The following is an 18,092-nucleotide window of genomic DNA, read 5'->3' on the forward strand; positions in this document are numbered from 1 at the left end:
GATGGCCACGATGACTGACTTCGGAATTGCGCATGCCACTGTGGAGGACCACATCGGTCCGTTCCTTCGACTCGCGACGACGCTGACCCGGTCCGCACCCCTGGCCGAGATCGAGCTCGAGGCGGACGAGGCGGTCGTGGAGTGGTTGCATCCCTTCAGCTGGGACGCCGCTGATCGAGGTGTCGTCACGCCGACCAGGAGGCTGGTCGAGGGTGATCTCATCTGTCTGCACGCCGGACCGTATGGCACGGCCGATGCCGTTGCCCATCGCAACGGTGAGCCGATGCGCTTTCCTGACATCAAAGACGGGCATCGCTATCTGGAGGGTGCGGCGCCGGGGCCGGACGACGATCACCAGGATGCGGCTGCGTGGACGCTGGTGGAGTTCGCCGGGCAGTGCGCCGTACTGGCGTGGGAGTACAGCGGTTCGCTGACCATCGAGGTGACGGTTCGGGACGGCCGGACGCGGATCACCAGCAGGCTGCCATCGGACACTTTCCATCCGGCCGGCTCGGAGGACTGGGAGGGACCAGTCGGCTGGGTTGCTGTGGTGCCGGGCGGTCTGGATGCGGGGGCGGCGGCGCTGCGGTCGCTGGTGATCGACGAGGTCGTGACGGCACCCGACCTGCGCGGGATGCCTGGTGACCCGGCATTCCCTTGTGTGGTGGCGAACTCGTGGGGTGTGCAGGAGAACACCTCCACCGAGCGGATCATCGCGATGATGGACGCGACCGCGGCGATCGGTGCCGAGGTCTTCGTGGTGGACAAAGGTTGGGAACGCTCGGTCGGCGACTGGCACGCCAACGACCGGTTCTCCTCCGGCATGCGGTGGTTGTCGGACGAGGCTCGCTCGCGCGGCATGGGCTTCGGTGTCTGGTGTGGCTTCGGGAATGCCGATCCGGCGTCACCGGTCGCCCAAGAGCACCCGGAGTGGCTGGCCAGTTGGCGAGGTATGACGCCGAAGCTGAGCTTCGGCAACCATGCGCTCTGCCTGGGTCACGACCCGGCCCGGGACTGGATCCTCGATGAACTCCGGCGGATGGTCGGCGAGTTCGGGCTGACCTGGTTCCTGCACGACTTCGAGTCCATCGCCCGCTGCGATCGCGACGACCACACTCACGATCCGGGCGCCGGCGAACATGCCGCCGAGCGTGCGTGGCACCACGTCCTGCGCACCCTGCAGACCGAGTTTCCCCAACTGGTGCTGGAGAACTGCTGGAACGGCGTACGTCCGCTGGACCTGGCGATGGTGCGCAGCCATCACACCACGATCACCGAGGACCACTGCCGTACGCACTGGAACAGCCTGGCCAAGGTCGGTCTCGGTCGGTACCTGCCGCTGGACTGGCAGAGCGCGTACATGGGTGCCGACAAGCTCTCCCCGCGAGCGCGGATCGCGCCGTACGTGATCGGTGGGCCATGGGTGCTGATGGACGATCCCGAGACCTGGAGCGACGAGACCCGTGAGACGATGGCTCAGGCGGCCGCGGCGTTCAAGCGGTGGCGCGGTCCGTTGCGTACGGCAACCGTCCGCCGGCCCAAGGTCGACGTCGATGGGTACGACGCCGTCCAGGCCACAACCGAGGACGGACGGGTACTGCTCGCGATCAGCCTGCCCGCGGCTCTGGGCGAGGTGCGGGTCGCGCTCGATGGGTTCGAGGGGGACTACGTCCTGTGCGACGAGTGGACCGGCGAGACGCGTCCGGTGACCATCAACGACAAGGGATTGACGCTCCCGGACGGTGACGGTCTCCTGGTCAGCCTCACTCCGGCGTAGACCTGTTCGGACTCGTGCGGCTCCACCGGATTGCTTGACCTGGAGTGCGCGCCAGGATGAAGCATCGACGGCATGATGAACATCGCGCTGGGCGCCATGGAGTACGGGACGCGGATCGGGGAGAAGGAGTCGTTCGCGCTGCTGGACGCGTACGTCGATGGTGGCGGAGAGTGGATCGACACGGCGAACTGCTACGCGTTCTGGCAGGACCCGAGCGGCCATGGCGGGCAGAGTGAGGAGCTGCTCGGCCGGTGGTTCGCGAGCCGGCCGGGTGTGCGGGACCGGGTGAAGCTGGCGACGAAGGTCGGCTGCGAGCCGCTCTGGCCTGGCAGCTATCCGGAGCATTCGGAGGGGCTCAGCGCCAAGGCGATCGACGCGGGGCTCGAGGCCTCACTGCGTCGGCTCGGGGTCGACCACATCGACCTCTACTGGGCACACCGCGACGACCGGGACACTCCGCTCGAGGAAACGGTCGCAGCGTTCGGCAAGCACGCCGCGGCCGGCACGATCGGCCGATTGGGTCTGTCGAACTACGCACTGTGGCGGGTCGAGCGGATGCGTGACCTCGCGCTGCAACTGGGCGTGATGGGCCCGACCGCTCTGCAACTGCGGTACTCGTACCTGCAGCCGCGCCCGTTCGTCCGCGACCACACCCACGACCACCGCTTCGGCTGGATCACCGACGAGGTTCTCGACTACGCCGTACAGAACCCCGAGCAGCAACTCTTCGCCTACAGCCCGCTCATGTCCGGCGCCTACGAGAACCGCCCCGACCGCCCCATCCCCGAAGCCTTCGACCACCCCGGCACCACCCGCCGCCTCCAGGTCCTCACCGACATAGCCACCGAACTCAACGCCACCCGCAGCCAGGTAGTCCTCGCCTACCTCACCACCAGCACCCCCGCCATCACCCCCATCATCGGCATCTCCACCCCCACCCACCTGACCACCACCCTCCACAGCACCACCCTCAACCTCACCCCCACCCACCACACCGCCCTGGACGACGTTTGGTAAATCACACCGGATCAGCGCTCCCGTTGGGGGTGGGGGCGGTGAGAGGCTGTGGGGGTGGACAGGGATGGTTTCTGGGGACTGGTCGAGGGTGCGCGTGGTGCGGTGGATGACACCGTCGCGGATCCGGACGGGGTTGCGGACGCGCTGGTCAAGGTGCTCGGTGGACTCGAGGCCGAGGCGATCGCGGGGTTCGGGGTCGAACTCGCGCGGTTGCAGGTCGAGTCGTACCGGTGGGACCTGTGGGCAGCGGCGTACCTGATCAACTCGGGGGCCTCCGAGGACGGGTTCGACTCGTTCCGGGGCTGGCTGATCGCGCAGGGACGGGAGGTGTGGGAGGGCGCGCTGGCAGAGCCGGACTCGCTCGCGGACGTGGTCGACGAGGATCGGCCGGAGGGCTTCGAGGGGTTCGACGGCGAGGCGATGCTGTACGTCGGCAGTCACTCCTACAAGAACGTGACCGGCGACGAGGCGGCGTACTGGAAGGCTGTCGAGGCGGAGGCACCGGATACGCCGGACCTGCCCGCCGGTAAGGAGATCGACTTCGACGACGAGGACGACCTGGAGACCCACCTCCCCCGACTGGCCGTGCTCTACGGGGAGGCCTAGGCCGGTTCGCCGCCGAGGCGTTCTATGGCGGCACGGAGACGGCGGCGCCAGCCTGGCTGGCCGGCGTCCTGGTCGGCGGCGGCCAGACTGACCAGGTGCTGCGCCATCTCGAACCCTTCCGTCGTCTGCGGTTCGGTGTCGGTGAGCGGTACGCCGCTCTGCGGTTCGTCATGGTCGAGCTCGATCGGACGGCTCGTCCAGCCGAACCCGTCCGGCACCAGCAGCTCCGGTACGAGCGTCTCGTGGCTGAGTGACGTCAGCTCCTTGTCACCGTTGCCGATGCTGAAGATCGTCGTACCTCGCCGCCGTACGTCGCTGATGCGTTCCAGCAACGTGTCAGCGGGGTCCTCCTCCGCCACCACCAGCAGGGACTCGCCCCGCCCGGCGTCACGCAGACGGTCCAGTCCGATCGCCAGGTGTGGCGGTGCGTCCGGTGGTGGCGCCCAGCGGACCAGAGCCGGCCGGATGTCCTCGACGCCGGCCCGGTGCAATTCGTCGTCCAGGTGCGCCGTCAGGTGCCACGGCTCGTCGTCGACCGGCCCGAACAGCATCAGACCGCCGTTCCGGGTGGTGAACCTGCGCAGCGAGTGCGCGAACTCCGTCGTCCGGGTGCCGAGCTCGGTGCCGGTCAGCATCTCCCGGAGGAGGGAGGCCCTGGTGAGATCCACAGCTCCAAACCTGACACATGTCCGGGGCCACCGCGAGTCAGATCAGGCGGTCCGCCTTGGACTGGAGGTAGTTGCGTTCCGGGACACTCGTCGTACGGCGGGCTGCGTGCAGATAGCTCTCGCGGGCGCCGGCCAGGTCGCCTGACATCTCCTGCAGGTGGGCGCGGACCGCCTCCAGCCGGTGGTTGTCGGTCAGGCGGTCGTCGGACTCCAGCGGCCCGAGTACGGCGAGGCCCTCCTTCGGACCGACCGCCATAGCAACCGCGACGGCGTGGTTGAGCTTGACCATCGGGTTGTCCGACATCTGCTCCAGTACGTCGTACAGTGCAACGATCTGCCGCCAGTCCGTGTCTTCGGCCTGCTCGGCCGTGTCGTGCACCGCTGCGATCGCGGCCTGCACCTGGTACGGCCCTAGCTGCGTGCGCGACAGCGCATCGGTCACCAGCGACTCACCCTCGACGATGGTGTCCCTGTTCCACAGCGACCGGTCCTGCTCGGCCAGCGGAACCAGTGCGCCGTCCGCACCCGTCCGAGCGGGCCGGCGCGCGTCCGTGAGCAGCATGAGCGCCAGCAGCCCCGCCACCTCGCCGTCGTCGGGCAGCAGCTTGCGTACGCCGCGCACCAGCCGGATCGCCTCCGTGGTCAGCTCGGCACTGTGCAACGCCGTACCCGAGGATGCGGTGTAGCCCTCGTTGAAGATCAGGTAGAGCACATGCAGTACGGCGCCCATGCGCTCGTCCCGCTCAGCCTCCGGCGGCATCTCGAACGTGCTGCCCGCCTGCTTGATACTGCGCTTCGCCCGGCTGATCCGCTGCGCCATGGTCGGCTCCGGCACCAGGAACGCGGCCGCGATCTGCGCGGTGGTGAGACCACCGACCGCCCGCAGTGTCAGCGCGATCTGCGACGCCGGAGACAGCGCAGGATGGCAGCACAGGAACAGCAGCGTCAGCGTGTCGTCCCGGCCGCCCGGATCGTCGATCTCAGGGCCTGCGGCAACGAACTCCTCGGGCGCAGCCATCTGGGCCGCGTTCTCCTCGCGGCGCCGCCTCGCCGACTCACTGCGCAGCAGATCGGTCAGCCGTCGCGAGCCGACCCGGATCAGCCAGCCACGCGGGTTGTCAGGCACACCGTCGTCCGGCCACTGCTGGGTGGCCGCGAGCAGCGCCTCCTGCACAGCCTCTTCGGCCAGGTCGAAGTGGCCGTAGTGCCGGACCAGCGCGCTCAGCACCTGCGGCGCCTGCTCGCGCAGCAGCAGCTCGACGCCGCTCACATCTCCAGCCCGGACGCGTCCATCACCGGCCGTACCTCCACCGCGACGTACTTCGCGTCCGGCATCCGGGCCGCGTAGCCGATCGCCTGGTCGATGTTGTCGCACTCGACCAGGTAGAACCCGGCCAGGTGCTCCTTGGCCTCAGCGTACGGTCCGTCGGTGGTCGTCGTGGTGTCGTCACGCACCGACACGGTCCGGCTCGTGATGGGATCGGCCAGGCCGGCAGCGCTGACCAGCAGACCCTGCTCGCTCAGCTCACGGGCCAGGGACTCGTGCGCGCGGCCCAGGCCTTCGCGCTGCTCGGCGGACAGGCTCGCCCAGCTCTCCGGGTTGCTGTAGATCAGCAGCATGTACTTCACGGGCACCATCCTGTCGCTCGCGGAGGCCGCTGTGACCCCCTGTTACCCGGTACGTCGGAACAGCTGTACCCACTTCGACAGATTCGGGATGTCGAAGTGGCCCGGCCAGACCCGACGTCTCCACCGAGTGACGCTCAGCGGGAGCGTCCCGCCGTACTGGAGATGTTCACATGGTGACCGAGACGAAGCGCTGGCTCGCGCTGGCGCTGCTGTGTCTGACCGGGTTCATGATCATCCTCGACGCGTCGATCGTGCTGGTCGCCGTGCCGTCGATCGAGCGTGAGCTGACCTTCTCGAGCGGCGGTGTGCAGTGGGTGCCGAGCGGCTACGCGCTGATGTTCGGCGGACTGCTGCTACTCGGTGGGCGCATCTCCGACCTGCTGGGCAGGCGGCGGGTGTTCATGACCGGCCTGGTGCTGTTCGGTGCGTGCTCGCTGCTGTGTGGGTTCGCCTGGAGCGGTGACGCGCTGGTCCTCGCGCGTGGCCTGCAGGGCGCCGCGGCCGCCGTACTGGCGCCGAGTGCGTTGTCGATCGTGATGACGACGTTCCCGTCCGGGGCGGACCGCAACAAGGCGCTGGGTATCTGGGGCGCGACCAGCGGCGTCGGCGGTACGGCGGGATCCCTGATCGGAGGGCCCGTGACCGATGGGCTCGGCTGGGAGTGGATCTTCTTCATCAACGTGCCGGTGTGCGTGCTGGTCCTCGTACTGGCTCCCGTCCTGCTGATGGACAGCCGCGGACCGGGCCGGCGTGGGTTCGACGTAGCCGGCGCGGCCAGCGTGACCACCGCGCTCATCGTCCTCGTGTACGCCGTCATCGAGGCACCGGAGTCGTCCGTCGGGCGGACCGTCGCGCTGATCGTGTTGTCCGCGCTGCTGTTCGGTTTGTTCGTGCTGGTGGAGAAGCGGTCGGCCGCACCTCTGGTGCCGTTGCGGATCTTCCGGTCGCGCAGTCTGGTCGGTGGCAACCTGATCACAGTCGCTTGGGGTCTGGCGGCGTTCGGGCTGAACTACATCTACACGCAGTACGCGCAACTGGCGCTGGGCGTTTCCGCGATCCGCTACGGCCTGATGTCCGCCGTACTCGCGGCTGCCGCTGTGGTCGCGTCGATGGTCGGACAGCACCTGGTCACCCGCGTCGGCACCCGCCGGGTCGGGTTCGTCTCACTGCTGATCGCAGGTGTCGGCACGACGCTGATGTGCATGCTCACCGTGGACTCCGGCTACTTCGAGCTGGCCTTCTGGGGTCTGACGATCTTCGGCGCCGGTCTGGGTGCCGGAACGGTTGCCGGCGCGATCGCCTCCCTCAGCGACGTCGCCGGTGAGGACTCCGGGGTCGCATCAGGCCTGCAGAACGCCAGCTTCCAGATCGGCGGTGCGGTGGGCGTCGCCGTACTGTCCGCCGTCGCCACTGCGGCCACGACCGGGACCACACCGATCGCTCTGACCCATGGCTACCGGATCGCCTTCCTGGTCGTCTGGAGCTTCATCGTCGTCGGCCTCGCCGGCTGCGGTCTGCTGGTCAGCCGCAAGCAGTCGACGCAAGGGCAGCTGGAGCCGGCAACCTCCTGACATCAAACACTTGTTGGAGGTTTGGGGCCCTCAGAGTGGGCACCGGATGCGGGTGGCCGCCACCTCCGCCCGGCGGTCCTGAGAAGGAGGCTTCATGCTCATCCTCGGTTTGATCCTGTTGATTCTCGGGTTCCTGCTGAGTATCCCGATCCTGTGGACGATCGGCATCGTCCTGCTCATCGTCGGGGCCGTGCTGTTCCTGCTCGGATCCACCGGCCACGCCGTCGGCGGACGACGTCATTGGTACTGATCCGGCGCTAGCCGTAGAACCCCGCGAACCACTCCGGTTCGCGGGGTTCTGTCCGTCCACGTCGCTACGGTGATCCCATGAAATACGTCGTGATGATCTTCCGGAGCACCGACCGCACCTGGACCGATGAGGACCAGCGTGGGCTCGGCAGGCTGATCAAGCTCGAGAGCGAGCTCGCGGCCAGCGGCGAGCTGGTCAGTTCAGAGGGTCTGCAGCCGCCGGAAGAGGGCCGGATCGTGCAGATCCGCGACGGTGTCCAGGTGGTCACCGACGGCCCGTTCGGCGAGACCAAGGAGCAGCTCGCCGGGTTCTTCATGGTCGACGTCGCCGACGACGCCGAGGCCGAGGCGATCGCGGCCCGGGTCTCCGCCGCGGTCGGCGACCGGGTCGAGCTGCGCGGCACTCTGATCTCAGCCTGAGCTGCCGCGCCACGGGAAGTCGGGTGAGCGCTTCTCGGTGAAGGCCGCGATGCCCTCCGCGAGCTCGCCACTGGCGATCGTTTCCCGGTAGCGCCGCAGCGCCTGCGCCTCCGCATCAGTCCCGGCCAGCAGAGCGTTGACCGTCTCCTTGGCCGAGCGGACGGTCAGCTGCGAGCGCGACACCATCGTGGCGGCGAACGCCCCGGCCGCCGCCAACGGATCGTCGGCGACGCGATCCACCAAACCCTTCAGCTCAGCCTCGTCGGCGCCGAGCAGTTCGCCACTGAACAGCAGGTACTTCGTCGTCGCGGGACCAACCAGGTCGAGCAGCACCTTGATCGCGTCCGGCGGATAGACGACCCCGATCCGGGCCGGCGTCACCCCGAACGTCGCGTCCCGTGCCGCGAACCGGAAATCGCAGTTCACCGCGAGCTCCAGCCCGCCGCCGATGCAGTGACCTCGCACCACGGCGATCGTCGGCTTCGGGAACTCCCGCAAGGCCGCCTGTGCCCGCAGGTTGAACGCGCGCAGTTCGGCCATCGGGTCGGCCGGATCGGTCCCGGAGATCAGCTCACCGATGTCGGCCCCGGCGGAGAAGCTCGGCCCGGCGCCGGTGACGAGCAGCACTTTCACCTCGTCGTCGGCGGCCAGCTCTGCGAGCAGACCGGGCAGGACCTCCCACATCGCGCGCGTCAACGCGTTCCGCTTCGCGACGCGGTCGATCACCAGCCGGGCCACCGCCCCGCCTTCGACCCGGAACCCGAGCTCATCCACCCCCGCAGTCAACCCTAAACCCGCTCCGGCCGCCGCGCGCTGGATCACATGGTGTACCGCCAGCCCCTCACAATCGTGGGCGCGGCCGTTGCCTGAGCGAGGCGTCCGCGTGACCGGAGCGATTGTGATGGGCTGGCGGTCCGCTAGCGCGATGCGCGTCGCTTCGCCCGCGCCATTCGGAACAGGTAGGCCGGGGTCGGCGGGACCCAGCCGAGTTGCTTCGCCTGGCCGAGGTCGTCGCGGTTGGCCCAGTGCTCGACGACCATGCCGTCCTCCAGCCGGAACCAGTGCGACTGCGTGATCGCGAAGGTCTTCCCGGTCGGCGGGAACACCGTGTCCACCCCGCCCGCCGGTGTGTACACCGCGAACGGCGCGACATGCCGCCCGCTCATGGTCGAGTTGATCGCCACCAAGTTGCCGTCGGCAATTACATGGTGGATCTCGTAGGCCAGCCCTTCGAACGCGGTCCGCAACCAGAGCGCGGTCGCGTAGTACCCGGTGGGTCCCCCGACCCGGCACTCCGGCGGCTCGACGTCGTCCTCGCGGTTGACCGCGTCCGGATGGACCAGCGCGTCGAAGTCGGCCCGGTCACCGTCGGCCATGATGCGGATGGCGCGGACCGCGAGTTCATTCGCCGACACGCCTGCCGTGGTACTCATCGCTGCCCCCAATAATTCGATACAGTGTGACTGTACTCAAAAGCATGGGATCGAGAATGACCGAAGTCAAGAGGCCGTACGACGCGACCGGACGGCGCGAGCGTGCCCGGCATCGCCGCCGTGACGTCGTGATCGCGGCGCGCGATCTCTTCGAGACGGACGGTTTCCAGGCGACCACGATCAGTGCGGTGGCGAAGCGGGCCGGGGTCTCGGCCGAGAGCATCTACAAGGGGTTCGGCACCAAAGCCGTGCTGGCCAAGGCGGTCTTCGACTTCGTCATCGCCGGCGACGACGAGCCGGTGCCGATGGCCGAGCGCCCCGAGTCCCACGCCATCCAGGCCGAGCCCGACGTACGCCGGAAGATCGCGCTGTACGTCGACGGCCTGGTCGTCCGGCAGCAGCGGTCGGCCCGGGTGCAGATCGTGATCCGGGACGGCCGGCTCAGCGACGAGACCCTGCGCGCGACCTGGCAGACGCTGATGGACGAGCGGCTGACCGGGATGACGATGCTCGGCCGCCATCTGCTCGAGACGGGCGATCTGCGCGACGGGATCACCCTCGAGGAGGTCGCCGATGTGCTGTGGACCTACATCTCGGTCGAGATGTACGAGCTCCTGGTTCTGGTCCGCGGATGGTCACCGGAGCGGTACGCCGGGTTACTCAAGAGCGCTGTTATCGACGCCTTGTGTGGACCAAGCGTTTGATCTCGGCACGATCACCTCCGGATAGCGGGCAGATCACGCTCGGCGCCCGGTGGCGGATGTTCGTAATGCGTTAAAACTGGGGGTCGATTGCGAACCCCGCTGGGATCTGTGCTTGACTCCTCCGGTCGATAACGTTTTGGTCTCGGCAGATTGGGTTTCTAGAAGTGTCTGCAGGACGGCATAGACAGGCGCGGCACCGTCAACAGCGCCCGAAGGTGATCCGGCCCGGCATCGTGAAGGTGGCGATTCCCGGCGCAGCAGTGGCCCTGGTGGCTACCGGTTCGGCGGCCGCACTCCCTGGTCAGCAAGTCCACCTGAACACCTCGATCGCCAGCTCGTCCCTGCAGCTGGCGCGCGACGCGGCCACCAGTCGGGACGCTCTCCGTCCCCCGCTGGACGTCACGCCGTCGACTCCGGCTCCGAAGCCGAAGGCGGCCCCGACGGCGAAGCACCTGAAGAAGCAGGCGCCGATCCCCAAGCCGTCGCCGACGAAGACCCGCACCGCCGAGCCGCCGAAGGTGATCGGCTCGAAGTACACCACCACCGACGTGAACCTCTGGTCGCTCCCGCTGACCGGCGTCCTGCTGGACGTGCTGCCGAAGGGCACCAAGGTCTCCGTCTCCGGCAAGGTCGACGGCATCTGGGCCGAGGTCGTCAGTGACGGCAAGTCCCGCTGGGTCAAGGCGCAGTACCTGTCCGCCACGAAGCCGGTGGCGAGCACGGCGGGTGCCATCTCCCAGGCCGCCTGCAAGTCCGGTTCGTCGGTCGAGGACGGGCTGACCCAGGACGCGATCCGCGTCCACCGCGCGATCTGCGCCAAGTTCCCGGACATCACGTCGTACGGCGGTGTGCGGTCCGGCGACAGCGGTTCGGAGCACTCGAGCGGCCACGCGCTGGACATCATGGTCAGCGGGTCGGAGGGCCAGGAGGTCGCCGACTGGCTGCACGCCAACTACAAGAAGCTCGGCGTCAGCCAGCTGATCTGGCAGCAGCACATCTGGACGGTCCAGCGCAGCAGCGAAGGCTGGCGCGCAATGGAGGACCGCGGTAGCACCACCGCGAATCACTACGACCACGTGCACGTGAGCGTGTACGGCAACTCGGGCACAGTCTGAGCCGAGCGGTCTCGAGCGAACCGGTCCCCAGCCCTCCCGGGGACCGGTTCGCTGTGTTCAGGGGCGGATGTTCGCGTTCAGGTGGAAGAAGTTCGCCGGGTCGTAGGCCCGCTTGACCTCGCGCAGCCGGCGCAGGTCGTTCGGTGCGTACGCCGTGTCCGCGCGGCCGGGGTCGCCGAGGAAGTTCACGAAGGTGCGCCCCGAGTTCGGCACCAGCTCCGGCGGGACCTCGCGGTCGATGATCAGCGAGTACGACGCTCCGCGGTGTCCGACCGGTCCGGCGCCGGGACCCGGGTGAGCCATCGCGCCACCCCAGTGCCGGATCTCGACAGTCGGTGCTTCCTCGTCCTCGAAGCCGGTGACCGCGTCGATCACGTCGTCGGTCAGGGTGTCCAGGAAGTCGAGGTGCCGGGCCGGCGTACCGCCCATCGCGGCCTCGCCGTACTCCACGGTGCGTAGCTCGCCGGCCAGTCGCGGTCCGGCGACCTCGAACAGCGGCTTCAGCAGGTGGTCGGCCAGTTCGGCCTCACCGGCGTACAGGACCTTGATCGCGACGGCGCGCTGCTCGGTGCCGGGTACGCGAGTGAGGACGACAGCGGTGCTCAGTTCGTTGGGGATCGTGGCGGTCCAGTCGCGGTACCGGCGCAGGACGGCGGCCGCGCGGTCGATGCCGTAGTACACGATGCCGGCGTGGACCTGGCGGACCGGGTACAGCCGGAACTCCAGCGAGGTGACGATGCCGAAGTTGCCGGTTCCGCCGCGAATCGCCCAGAACAGGTCGGGGTGGTGCTCGGCGGTCGCGGTGACGAACCGCCCGTCCGCGGTAACGATCTCGGCGCGGATCACACTGTCGGCCGCGAAGCCGTACTTGCGCGCCAGCCAACCGACCCCGCCGCCCAGCGTGTAGCCGGTGACGCCGACGTCGCGGTGCGATCCGGACAGCGGCGCGAGCCCGAACTGACCGGCGGCGTCCAGCACCGCACCCCAGCGCGCACCCGGCGCGACCTTGGCGACCCGGCGTTCCGGGTCGACCAGGACCGTCGTCATCTGCGTCGTCTTCAGGAGGATCCCGCCGTCGGCCGGTACGCGCGTCCCGTGGCCGGTGGCCTGCACCGCGATCGGTACGCCGTACTCGCGCGCCGTCCACACCGCCGCCTGCACGTCGGTCCGGCTGTAGGCCTCGGCGACCACCAGTGGCCGCGAGTCCACCGTCGGGACCACAGACTTCCGCTGTACGTCGTACTCCGCCTCACCCGGCAGCCGGATGGCGCCGTCGAACCCGGCCCCCAGCAGCCCTGCCACCACATCACTCGCAACTGGCACCAGCGCCTGTGTCGACATCCGAACCACTCCCTCGCCGTATCCGCTTCTACAGACACGTCGAAGGACCGGTCCCGTTATCGACACCCCCGGCAAACTTGTCTCGATGACACACACAGTCGAGGCCGACGACTCGGTCCTCACCAAGCACTACACGTCCTGGTCCCGCGACGAACCGGCGCGCGAGTGGGCTGCTCTCACCTTGCTGTCGTGCCAGGCCCCCGACCTCGTACCGGCTCCGCTGGCGCGCGCGTCCGACCCGCGGCCATGGGTCTCGATGTCCTTACTCCCAGGGGAGCCGCTGAGCGGTGCGCTCACCGTTAGGCACCTCGAGGGGCTTGGCGAGGCACTCGAGGCGCTGTGGTCGATCGATCCTGACGGCCTCCCACCAGTCGGCGTCCCGGCGGTGATCGACCGGACGTCGCGTTCGCTCGCCGAACTGCGCGAAGGCCGCGGCGTGATCGCGGACGCGGCCTCGGCGGCAGGCGACTGGCTCGGGGCCGTGGTGGAGGTGCTGACCGCGGTCCAGGATCCTGTGGTCGGCCACGGCGATCCGAACCTGGCGAACTACCTCTGGGACGGGACCCGGATCCGGATCGTCGACTTCGAGGACGCCGGGCGCGGCGACCTGACGCTGGAGCTCGCCAATCTCGTCGAGCATCTGTCCAGCCGTGCCACCGACTGGAGCACGGTGGTGTCACGCTTCCCCGTCGATCCGGAGCGCTTCCGTGCCGCCCGCTCGCTGTGGGCCGCGTTCTGGCTGACGCTCATCGGACCCGGCGGGCCGAGCGCCGCCCGGAATCCTCCCGGTACGGCGGAGGCCCAGGCGGAGCGCGTGTTGTCGCTGGTCAGGCCGACAACTTGAGCTGCTGAGTGCGGTTGAGGTCGGCGAGGATGTTGATCTCGGTGATCTTGCCGTTCACGACTGTGATGTCCATGACGCCCATCACGCGGCCGTTCAGGACCGTGACCGTCCCCGGCATGCCGTTGATCAATGCGTGCTCGGTGTGCGGCGCCATCCGGGTGAACAGCAGCGCCTGCTCGACCACCGCGCGTGCACCGCGGACCAGCTTCGACACCGCCGGTCCGGCGTACTCCGCTGACGCCGCGCCCGCGTCGGCCCGCAGTACGACGTCCGGGTCGAGCAGCTCGAGCAGGGCTTCGAAGTCGCCGCCACGCGACGCAGCGAGGAACGCGTCGACGATCTCCCGCTGGCGACCCGGATCGCCGTCGCCCGCCGGCGCGCCCTGGACCCGGCGCCGCGCCCGGCTGGCGAGCTGACGTGTGGCGGCCGGCGACTTGTCCACGATCTGCGCGATCTCGTCGAAGCTCACCCCGAACATGTCGTGCAGTACGAAGGCCAACCGCTCCGCCGGCGCCAGCGTCTCCAGGACGACGAGCAGCGCCAGACCGACCGCGTCCGCCTGGACCGCCTGGTCCTCCGGGCTCGGACCGTTGTCCTGCCGGATCGAGATCGGGTCCGGCACGAACGTGTCCAGCGAGTCCTCCCGCCGCGACTTGCGGCTGCGGAGCATATCCAGGCAGACCCGCGACACCACTGTGGTCAGCCAACCGGCCAGATTGCCCACTTCACTCACGTCCGACCGGTTCAGCCGCAGCCACGCTTCCTGCACGGCGTCGTCGGCCTCCGTGAGCGAACCCAGCATCCGGTACGCGACAGCTCGCAGCTGTCCCCGGTGCTGCTCGAACTGCCGCGCCAGCTGGTCGGTGTCGTACACAGGGCCTCCCTCATCCCGGTCCACCTCATCTGACGGATCGCGCCACCATGATGTGACAAGACGGTCCGAGGACCCATCATGGGGGCATGCCCACGACCCGTGGTGATCTGGTCTTCGAGGACCGCTTCGACGGTGCCGCACTGGACGAGTCGGTGTGGTCGCCGCACTACCTGCCGCACTGGAGCTCCCGCGCGGCGTCAGCAGCGTCGTACACCCTGGGTGACTCCTGCCTGACCCTCAGCATCCCGTCGGACCAGGGACTGTGGTGTCCCGGGGACCACAAGCCAGATCTGCGCGTGTCCGGGATCCAGTCCGGCAGCTACTCCGGTCCGGTGGGGAGCACCGTCGGGCAGCAGCCGTACCGCGAAGGGCTGGTCGTCCGCGAGGAGCAGCCGTCGTTCTGGGGCTGGACACCCAACGGCGGGTACGTCGAGCTCCGGGCGCGGGCCGACATCAGTGCACGCTCGATGGTGTCGCTGTGGATGGTCGGGCTGGAGGACAGTCCGGATCGCTGCGGCGAGATCTGCGTGATGGAGGTGTTCGGCGATGCGGTCGTCCCCGGCGAGTCCGCCGCGGTCGGGATGGGCCTGAAGACCATCCGCGACCCGTCGGTGCCGCAGGACTTCGAGGCGGTCCCGCTCCCGATCGACCTGCGCGACTTTCACACATACGCCGTCGAGTGGACCGCCGGCCAGGCCGACTTCTTCGTGGACGGCGCCCCGATCCGCACCTGCGCGGGCGCTCCGTCGTACCCGCTGCAGCTCATGCTCGCTGTCTTCGACTTCCCCGACCGCAGCATCGGCGACGACGACGCCCTGGTCCCCACCTTCACCGTCGACCACATCCGCGGCTGGAACGTTGCACAGGAGCTGGTCGCTTGACTATCGTCACTGGCATGTTCCTGCGCGCGGGTATGTGGTGGGCCGTCGACTAGACGGCTGCTTCCGCGCGTAACCGACCGGCCGTCTCCTGCGAGGCGGCCGTTGTCATGTCCTCGTGGGCGGCCCAGCACCCCGAGGATTGCCGATGGCAACAACACTCCGGACCTGGTCCGGACTCATCTCCGCCCTCCTGGCCGGCTCCGACCTGACCGAGGCGGACACCGGCTGGGCGATGGACCAGTTGGTGCTGGGCGATGCGTCTCCCGCGCAGATCTCCGGTTTCCTGATCGCACTGCGGGCCAAGGGCGAGACCGCCGCCGAGATCGCCGGGCTGGCGACGGTACTGCGCTCGCACGCCACGCCGGTGCGGATCGCCGGACCGTTCGTGGACATTGTCGGGACCGGCGGTGACCGGACCGGGGTGGTCAACGTCTCTACGATGGCCGCTGTGGTCGCGGCCTCGACGGGAGTGACCGTGGTCAAGCACGGTGGGCGGGCCGCGTCCTCGTCGGCGGGTGGCTCGGCCGATCTGGTCGAGCATCTGGGCGTTCCGCTCGACCTGTCCGCGGTCGACGCTGCTCGGGTGGCGGCAGAGGCCGGACTGACCTATCTGTTCGCGCCTCGCTTCAATCCGGCCTTGCGGCATGTGGCGGTGGTACGACGTGAGCTCGCAGTACCGACTGCGTTCAACGTGCTGGCACCGCTGCTGAACCCGGCGGACCCGCAGCACGCGCTGGTCGGAGTGGCGAACCCGCAGATGCTGCCGGTGATCGCTCAGGCCCTCGCACAGCAAGGGAAAACGGCTCTGGTCGCTCGCGGCGACGACGGGCTCGACAAGGTGACCACCACGGGGTACTCCCGCGTGTGGGTAGTGTCCGGTGGGACGGCGTCGAAGGTGGTGTTCGATCCGCGGTCGCTCGGGTTGAGACCGTCGTCGTTGGCTGAGCTGCGCGGCGGAGACGCTGCCTTCAACGCCCGGGTACTGCGGGGTCTCGTCGACGGTGAGTCCGGTCCGGTGCGGGACGTCGTACTGCTGAATGCTGCTGCCGCTCTGGTCACCCTGGAGCTGAGGACCGGTCTGCTGCTGGAGCAATTGGCTGACTGCCTGGAACGGTGTCGCGAGGCCGTGGACAGTGGGAAGACCGCTGACACCTTGGAGCGCTGGACGTTAGCGTGCAGGTAATGCATGAGCTCTTGGATGCGGCACGTGCCGGTGATCAGGACGCCTTCGGACAGTTGGTGGGGCCGTGGCGTGGGGAGCTGCATGCGCACTGCTACCGGATGCTCGGATCCGATGCCGACGCGGAGGACACCGTCCAAGAGACGCTGCTGCGGGCGTGGAACGGTCTGAGCAGGTACGACGACCGCGGATCGATCCGGCCGTGGCTCTACAAGATCGCCACGAACCGCTGTCTCACGCTGATCGAACGGCGTGGGCGCCGGGAGCTTCCGATCGGTCTCGACGGCCGGAGCGAGGTCCTGTGGTTAGAGCCTTATCCGCAGAGCCGGCTGGAGTGGACTGCCTCGCTGAGTCCGGAGGCGCGAGTGCTGGCGCTGGAGTCGGTGGAGCTGGCGTTTGTGGCATCGCTGCAGCACCTGTCCGCGCTCCAGCGGGCAGTGCTGCTGTTGCGCGACGTCCTGGCGTTCGCTGCTCGTGAAGTGGCCGAGCTGCTGGAGACGTCGGTTGCCGCGGTCAACAGTGCGCTGCAACGGGCTCGGGCGGTGGTGCGGGCAGTGCCCAGCCAGCAGTCGGCGTTGCCTGAGGCCGCCGAGCGTGAGCTGGTACGCCGGTACGTGGCCGCGTGGGAAGCGGGTGACGTCGACACGATCGTGGCGATGCTGGCGGAGGACGCGAAGTACTCGATGCCGCCGCTGCCGGAGTGGTTCTCGGGTCGGGCTGCGATCCGCTCCTTCCTGGTCGAAGGGCCGCTGCGGGAGGAGTGGCGGTTCCTGCCGGCGCGGGCGAACGGGCAGCTCGCGTTCGGGACGTACCTGTGGGACGGGTCGCGCTTCGTGCCGGGTGGGCTCGACGTACTGGTGCTGCAGGGGCCGGAGATCGTCGAGGTCGTGTCGTTCCTGGAGGCGGATTTCCCGTCGTTCGGGCTGCCGTCGTCGCTGTCGCGATGAGTTTCCGTCGCTCGCCGGGTTGTAGGCGGTGACAGTTCCTTCGGAAGGACGGACGAGAGATGACTGACGAGCAGGAGATCCGCACGTTGATCGAGAACTGGGTCACCGCGGTCCGCGCCGGCGACCTGGACATGGTCCTGGCCGACCACGCCGACGACATCGTGATGTACGACGTACCGCCGCCGTACGACGGGGTGCGCGGGATGGACGCGTATCGCGAGACCTGGCCCGGGTTCTTCGAGTGGCAGAAGGCCGGGGCGTCGTTCGCACTGGAGTCGCTGGACGTGGCGGCGGGGGCGGACGTGGCATTCGCCTTTGCGTTGCTGCGGTGCGGGACTGCCGAGGAGTTCGAGGCCAACCCGGCTCTCCGGCTCCGGCTGACGATCGGTCTGCGCAAGCTGGACGGCCGGTGGGTCGTGACGCACGAGCACCACTCGTTCCCGCACGACGACGTACCGCCCGCGGTCGCGTCCGACGAGATCCGCGGTGTGCTGGACGGCTGGTCTGTTGGCACCGCTGCCGGTGACTTGGAGGCGTTGATGGAGCCGGTCGCCGAGGACGTCGTGTCCTACGAGATCGACGGCAACTACACCGGGAAGGCGGCCGTCCGCTCAGTGTGCGCGGCGGGTCTCGACTCCAGCCCGAACCCGATCAGCTTTGTGGTGCCTGACTTCGGCTTGACGGTGGGCGGCACCCTGGCTGTCGCCTGGTCGAACGATCACGTCACGGCCGACGACGTCGAGACGACGTACCGCGCGACCCGAGTCTTCCGGAAGACAGCCGACGGCTGGCGGATGGTCCACCAACACCTGTCGTATCCAGCTCGTGCCTAGGCT

At 68.6% G+C, this 18,092-nt stretch carries 20 protein-coding genes; 13 read left to right on the forward strand and 7 right to left on the reverse strand.

The window, feature by feature from the left end; all coding sequences use genetic code 11:
• Window position 1: 1 nt before the first annotated feature.
• From ACIBG5_RS26935 to ACIBG5_RS26945, 3 genes are all read left to right on the forward strand, one after another.
• Window positions 2–1,777 carry a glycoside hydrolase family 36 protein gene (locus tag ACIBG5_RS26935; RefSeq protein WP_396394219.1) on the forward strand — a complete coding sequence of 592 codons (1,776 nt, stop codon included), beginning with the start codon at window positions 2–4 and terminating at the stop codon, window positions 1,775–1,777.
• Window positions 1,778–1,849: 72 nt separating this feature from the next.
• Complete coding sequence (locus ACIBG5_RS26940; protein WP_396394220.1) at window positions 1,850–2,794, forward strand: aldo/keto reductase; 945 nt, start codon at window positions 1,850–1,852, stop codon at window positions 2,792–2,794.
• A gap of 54 nt (window positions 2,795–2,848) precedes the next feature.
• Entirely contained in the window at window positions 2,849–3,400 is a 552-nt protein-coding gene (locus ACIBG5_RS26945; protein WP_396394221.1) for a DUF4240 domain-containing protein, read from the forward strand.
• Here ACIBG5_RS26945 and ACIBG5_RS26950 read toward each other — a convergent pair.
• From ACIBG5_RS26950 to ACIBG5_RS26960, 3 genes are read right to left on the reverse strand one after another with little or no spacing between them, the layout of a single operon-like run.
• Window positions 3,397–4,068: a hypothetical protein gene (locus ACIBG5_RS26950; protein ID WP_396394222.1), complete on the reverse strand. Its 672-nt coding sequence runs from the start codon at window positions 4,066–4,068 to the stop codon at window positions 3,397–3,399. The two genes, ACIBG5_RS26945 and ACIBG5_RS26950, sit on opposite strands and share 4 nt — an antisense overlap.
• Before the next feature lie 37 nt (window positions 4,069–4,105).
• Complete coding sequence (locus ACIBG5_RS26955; RefSeq protein ID WP_396394223.1) at window positions 4,106–5,338, reverse strand: RNA polymerase sigma factor; 1,233 nt, start codon at window positions 5,336–5,338, stop codon at window positions 4,106–4,108.
• On the reverse strand, window positions 5,335–5,688 hold the full coding sequence (locus ACIBG5_RS26960) for a YciI family protein (RefSeq protein WP_396394618.1): 354 nt from the start codon (window positions 5,686–5,688) through the stop codon (window positions 5,335–5,337). The genes ACIBG5_RS26955 and ACIBG5_RS26960 overlap by 4 nt, the downstream gene beginning before the upstream one ends.
• Before the next feature lie 179 nt (window positions 5,689–5,867).
• Between ACIBG5_RS26960 and ACIBG5_RS26965 the strand changes: the two genes are divergently transcribed.
• The 3 genes from ACIBG5_RS26965 to ACIBG5_RS26975 all read left to right on the forward strand — a co-directional run bounded on the left by ACIBG5_RS26965 (window position 5,868) and on the right by ACIBG5_RS26975 (window position 7,937).
• A complete protein-coding gene (locus ACIBG5_RS26965) occupies window positions 5,868–7,268 on the forward strand; it encodes an MFS transporter (protein WP_396394224.1) in 1,401 nt (466 codons plus the stop codon).
• A gap of 94 nt (window positions 7,269–7,362) precedes the next feature.
• The gene (locus ACIBG5_RS26970; protein ID WP_396394225.1) at window positions 7,363–7,518 is read left to right on the forward strand and encodes a DUF6131 family protein; all 156 of its coding nucleotides are present in this window, start codon (window positions 7,363–7,365) and stop codon (window positions 7,516–7,518) included.
• A 77-nt stretch (window positions 7,519–7,595) separates the two neighbouring features.
• Window positions 7,596–7,937 carry a YciI family protein gene (locus tag ACIBG5_RS26975; RefSeq protein ID WP_396394226.1) on the forward strand — a complete coding sequence of 114 codons (342 nt, stop codon included), beginning with the start codon at window positions 7,596–7,598 and terminating at the stop codon, window positions 7,935–7,937.
• On the opposite strand, the gene ACIBG5_RS26980 is transcribed toward ACIBG5_RS26975, so the two are convergent.
• Both ACIBG5_RS26980 and ACIBG5_RS26985 read right to left on the reverse strand, forming a co-directional pair.
• Window positions 7,929–8,711 carry an enoyl-CoA hydratase/isomerase family protein gene (locus ACIBG5_RS26980; RefSeq protein WP_396394227.1) on the reverse strand — a complete coding sequence of 261 codons (783 nt, stop codon included), beginning with the start codon at window positions 8,709–8,711 and terminating at the stop codon, window positions 7,929–7,931. The two genes, ACIBG5_RS26975 and ACIBG5_RS26980, sit on opposite strands and share 9 nt — an antisense overlap.
• A gap of 143 nt (window positions 8,712–8,854) precedes the next feature.
• On the reverse strand, window positions 8,855–9,370 hold the full coding sequence (locus ACIBG5_RS26985; protein WP_396394228.1) for an ester cyclase: 516 nt from the start codon (window positions 9,368–9,370) through the stop codon (window positions 8,855–8,857).
• A gap of 56 nt (window positions 9,371–9,426) precedes the next feature.
• Here ACIBG5_RS26985 and ACIBG5_RS26990 point away from each other — a divergent pair, with 56 nt between their 5' ends.
• Window positions 9,427–10,074: a TetR/AcrR family transcriptional regulator gene (locus ACIBG5_RS26990; RefSeq protein ID WP_396394229.1), complete on the forward strand. Its 648-nt coding sequence runs from the start codon at window positions 9,427–9,429 to the stop codon at window positions 10,072–10,074.
• Window positions 10,075–10,289: 215 nt separating this feature from the next.
• Window positions 10,290–11,189 (forward strand): SH3 domain-containing protein, encoded by a 900-nt coding sequence (locus ACIBG5_RS26995; RefSeq protein WP_396394230.1) that lies wholly within the window; start codon window positions 10,290–10,292, stop codon window positions 11,187–11,189.
• A gap of 57 nt (window positions 11,190–11,246) precedes the next feature.
• Here ACIBG5_RS26995 and ACIBG5_RS27000 read toward each other — a convergent pair whose 3' ends face one another.
• Window positions 11,247–12,530 (reverse strand): FAD-binding oxidoreductase, encoded by a 1,284-nt coding sequence (locus ACIBG5_RS27000; RefSeq protein ID WP_396394231.1) that lies wholly within the window; start codon window positions 12,528–12,530, stop codon window positions 11,247–11,249.
• Window positions 12,531–12,615: 85 nt separating this feature from the next.
• Here ACIBG5_RS27000 and ACIBG5_RS27005 point away from each other — a divergent pair, with 85 nt between their 5' ends.
• Window positions 12,616–13,374: a phosphotransferase family protein gene (locus ACIBG5_RS27005; protein ID WP_396394232.1), complete on the forward strand. Its 759-nt coding sequence runs from the start codon at window positions 12,616–12,618 to the stop codon at window positions 13,372–13,374.
• Here the strand turns inward: ACIBG5_RS27005 and ACIBG5_RS27010 are convergent.
• On the reverse strand, window positions 13,358–14,248 hold the full coding sequence (locus ACIBG5_RS27010) for a sigma-70 family RNA polymerase sigma factor (RefSeq protein WP_396394233.1): 891 nt from the start codon (window positions 14,246–14,248) through the stop codon (window positions 13,358–13,360). The genes ACIBG5_RS27005 and ACIBG5_RS27010 overlap by 17 nt on opposite strands.
• 86 nt (window positions 14,249–14,334) lie before the next feature.
• On the opposite strand from ACIBG5_RS27010, the gene ACIBG5_RS27015 reads away from it, so the two are divergent.
• The 4 genes from ACIBG5_RS27015 to ACIBG5_RS27030 all read left to right on the forward strand — a co-directional run bounded on the left by ACIBG5_RS27015 (window position 14,335) and on the right by ACIBG5_RS27030 (window position 18,089).
• Entirely contained in the window at window positions 14,335–15,129 is a 795-nt protein-coding gene (locus ACIBG5_RS27015) for a glycoside hydrolase family 16 protein (protein ID WP_396394234.1), read from the forward strand.
• A gap of 145 nt (window positions 15,130–15,274) precedes the next feature.
• Window positions 15,275–16,312, forward strand: coding sequence for an anthranilate phosphoribosyltransferase (gene trpD, locus ACIBG5_RS27020; protein ID WP_396394235.1), 1,038 nt, complete (start codon window positions 15,275–15,277; stop codon window positions 16,310–16,312).
• Window positions 16,312–17,256, forward strand: coding sequence for a sigma-70 family RNA polymerase sigma factor (locus ACIBG5_RS27025; protein ID WP_396394236.1), 945 nt, complete (start codon window positions 16,312–16,314; stop codon window positions 17,254–17,256). Before trpD ends, ACIBG5_RS27025 begins: the two co-directional genes overlap by 1 nt.
• 59 nt (window positions 17,257–17,315) lie before the next feature.
• On the forward strand, window positions 17,316–18,089 hold the full coding sequence (locus ACIBG5_RS27030) for a YybH family protein (protein WP_396394237.1): 774 nt from the start codon (window positions 17,316–17,318) through the stop codon (window positions 18,087–18,089).
• Window positions 18,090–18,092: the final 3 nt, after the last annotated feature.

It is taken from the genome of Kribbella sp. NPDC050241 (assembly GCF_044459685.1).
Taxonomy (GTDB): Bacteria; Actinomycetota; Actinomycetes; order Propionibacteriales; family Kribbellaceae; genus Kribbella.

Coding starts and splice junctions, on each gene's coding strand:
- ACIBG5_RS26935 (WP_396394219.1), top strand. CDS start 2: ATGGCCACGATGACTGACTTCGGAATTGCGCATGCCACTGTGGAGGAC.
- ACIBG5_RS26940 (WP_396394220.1), top strand. CDS start 1,850: ATGATGAACATCGCGCTGGGCGCCATGGAGTACGGGACGCGGATCGGG.
- ACIBG5_RS26960 (WP_396394618.1), bottom strand. CDS start 5,688: ATGCTGCTGATCTACAGCAACCCGGAGAGCTGGGCGAGCCTGTCCGCC.
- ACIBG5_RS26965 (WP_396394224.1), top strand. CDS start 5,868: ATGGTGACCGAGACGAAGCGCTGGCTCGCGCTGGCGCTGCTGTGTCTG.
- ACIBG5_RS26970 (WP_396394225.1), top strand. CDS start 7,363: ATGCTCATCCTCGGTTTGATCCTGTTGATTCTCGGGTTCCTGCTGAGT.
- ACIBG5_RS26975 (WP_396394226.1), top strand. CDS start 7,596: ATGAAATACGTCGTGATGATCTTCCGGAGCACCGACCGCACCTGGACC.
- ACIBG5_RS26985 (WP_396394228.1), bottom strand. CDS start 9,370: ATGAGTACCACGGCAGGCGTGTCGGCGAATGAACTCGCGGTCCGCGCC.
- ACIBG5_RS26990 (WP_396394229.1), top strand. CDS start 9,427: ATGACCGAAGTCAAGAGGCCGTACGACGCGACCGGACGGCGCGAGCGT.
- ACIBG5_RS27000 (WP_396394231.1), bottom strand. CDS start 12,530: ATGTCGACACAGGCGCTGGTGCCAGTTGCGAGTGATGTGGTGGCAGGG.
- ACIBG5_RS27005 (WP_396394232.1), top strand. CDS start 12,616: ATGACACACACAGTCGAGGCCGACGACTCGGTCCTCACCAAGCACTAC.
- ACIBG5_RS27015 (WP_396394234.1), top strand. CDS start 14,335: ATGCCCACGACCCGTGGTGATCTGGTCTTCGAGGACCGCTTCGACGGT.
- trpD (WP_396394235.1), top strand. CDS start 15,275: ATGGCAACAACACTCCGGACCTGGTCCGGACTCATCTCCGCCCTCCTG.
- ACIBG5_RS27025 (WP_396394236.1), top strand. CDS start 16,312: ATGCATGAGCTCTTGGATGCGGCACGTGCCGGTGATCAGGACGCCTTC.
- ACIBG5_RS27030 (WP_396394237.1), top strand. CDS start 17,316: ATGACTGACGAGCAGGAGATCCGCACGTTGATCGAGAACTGGGTCACC.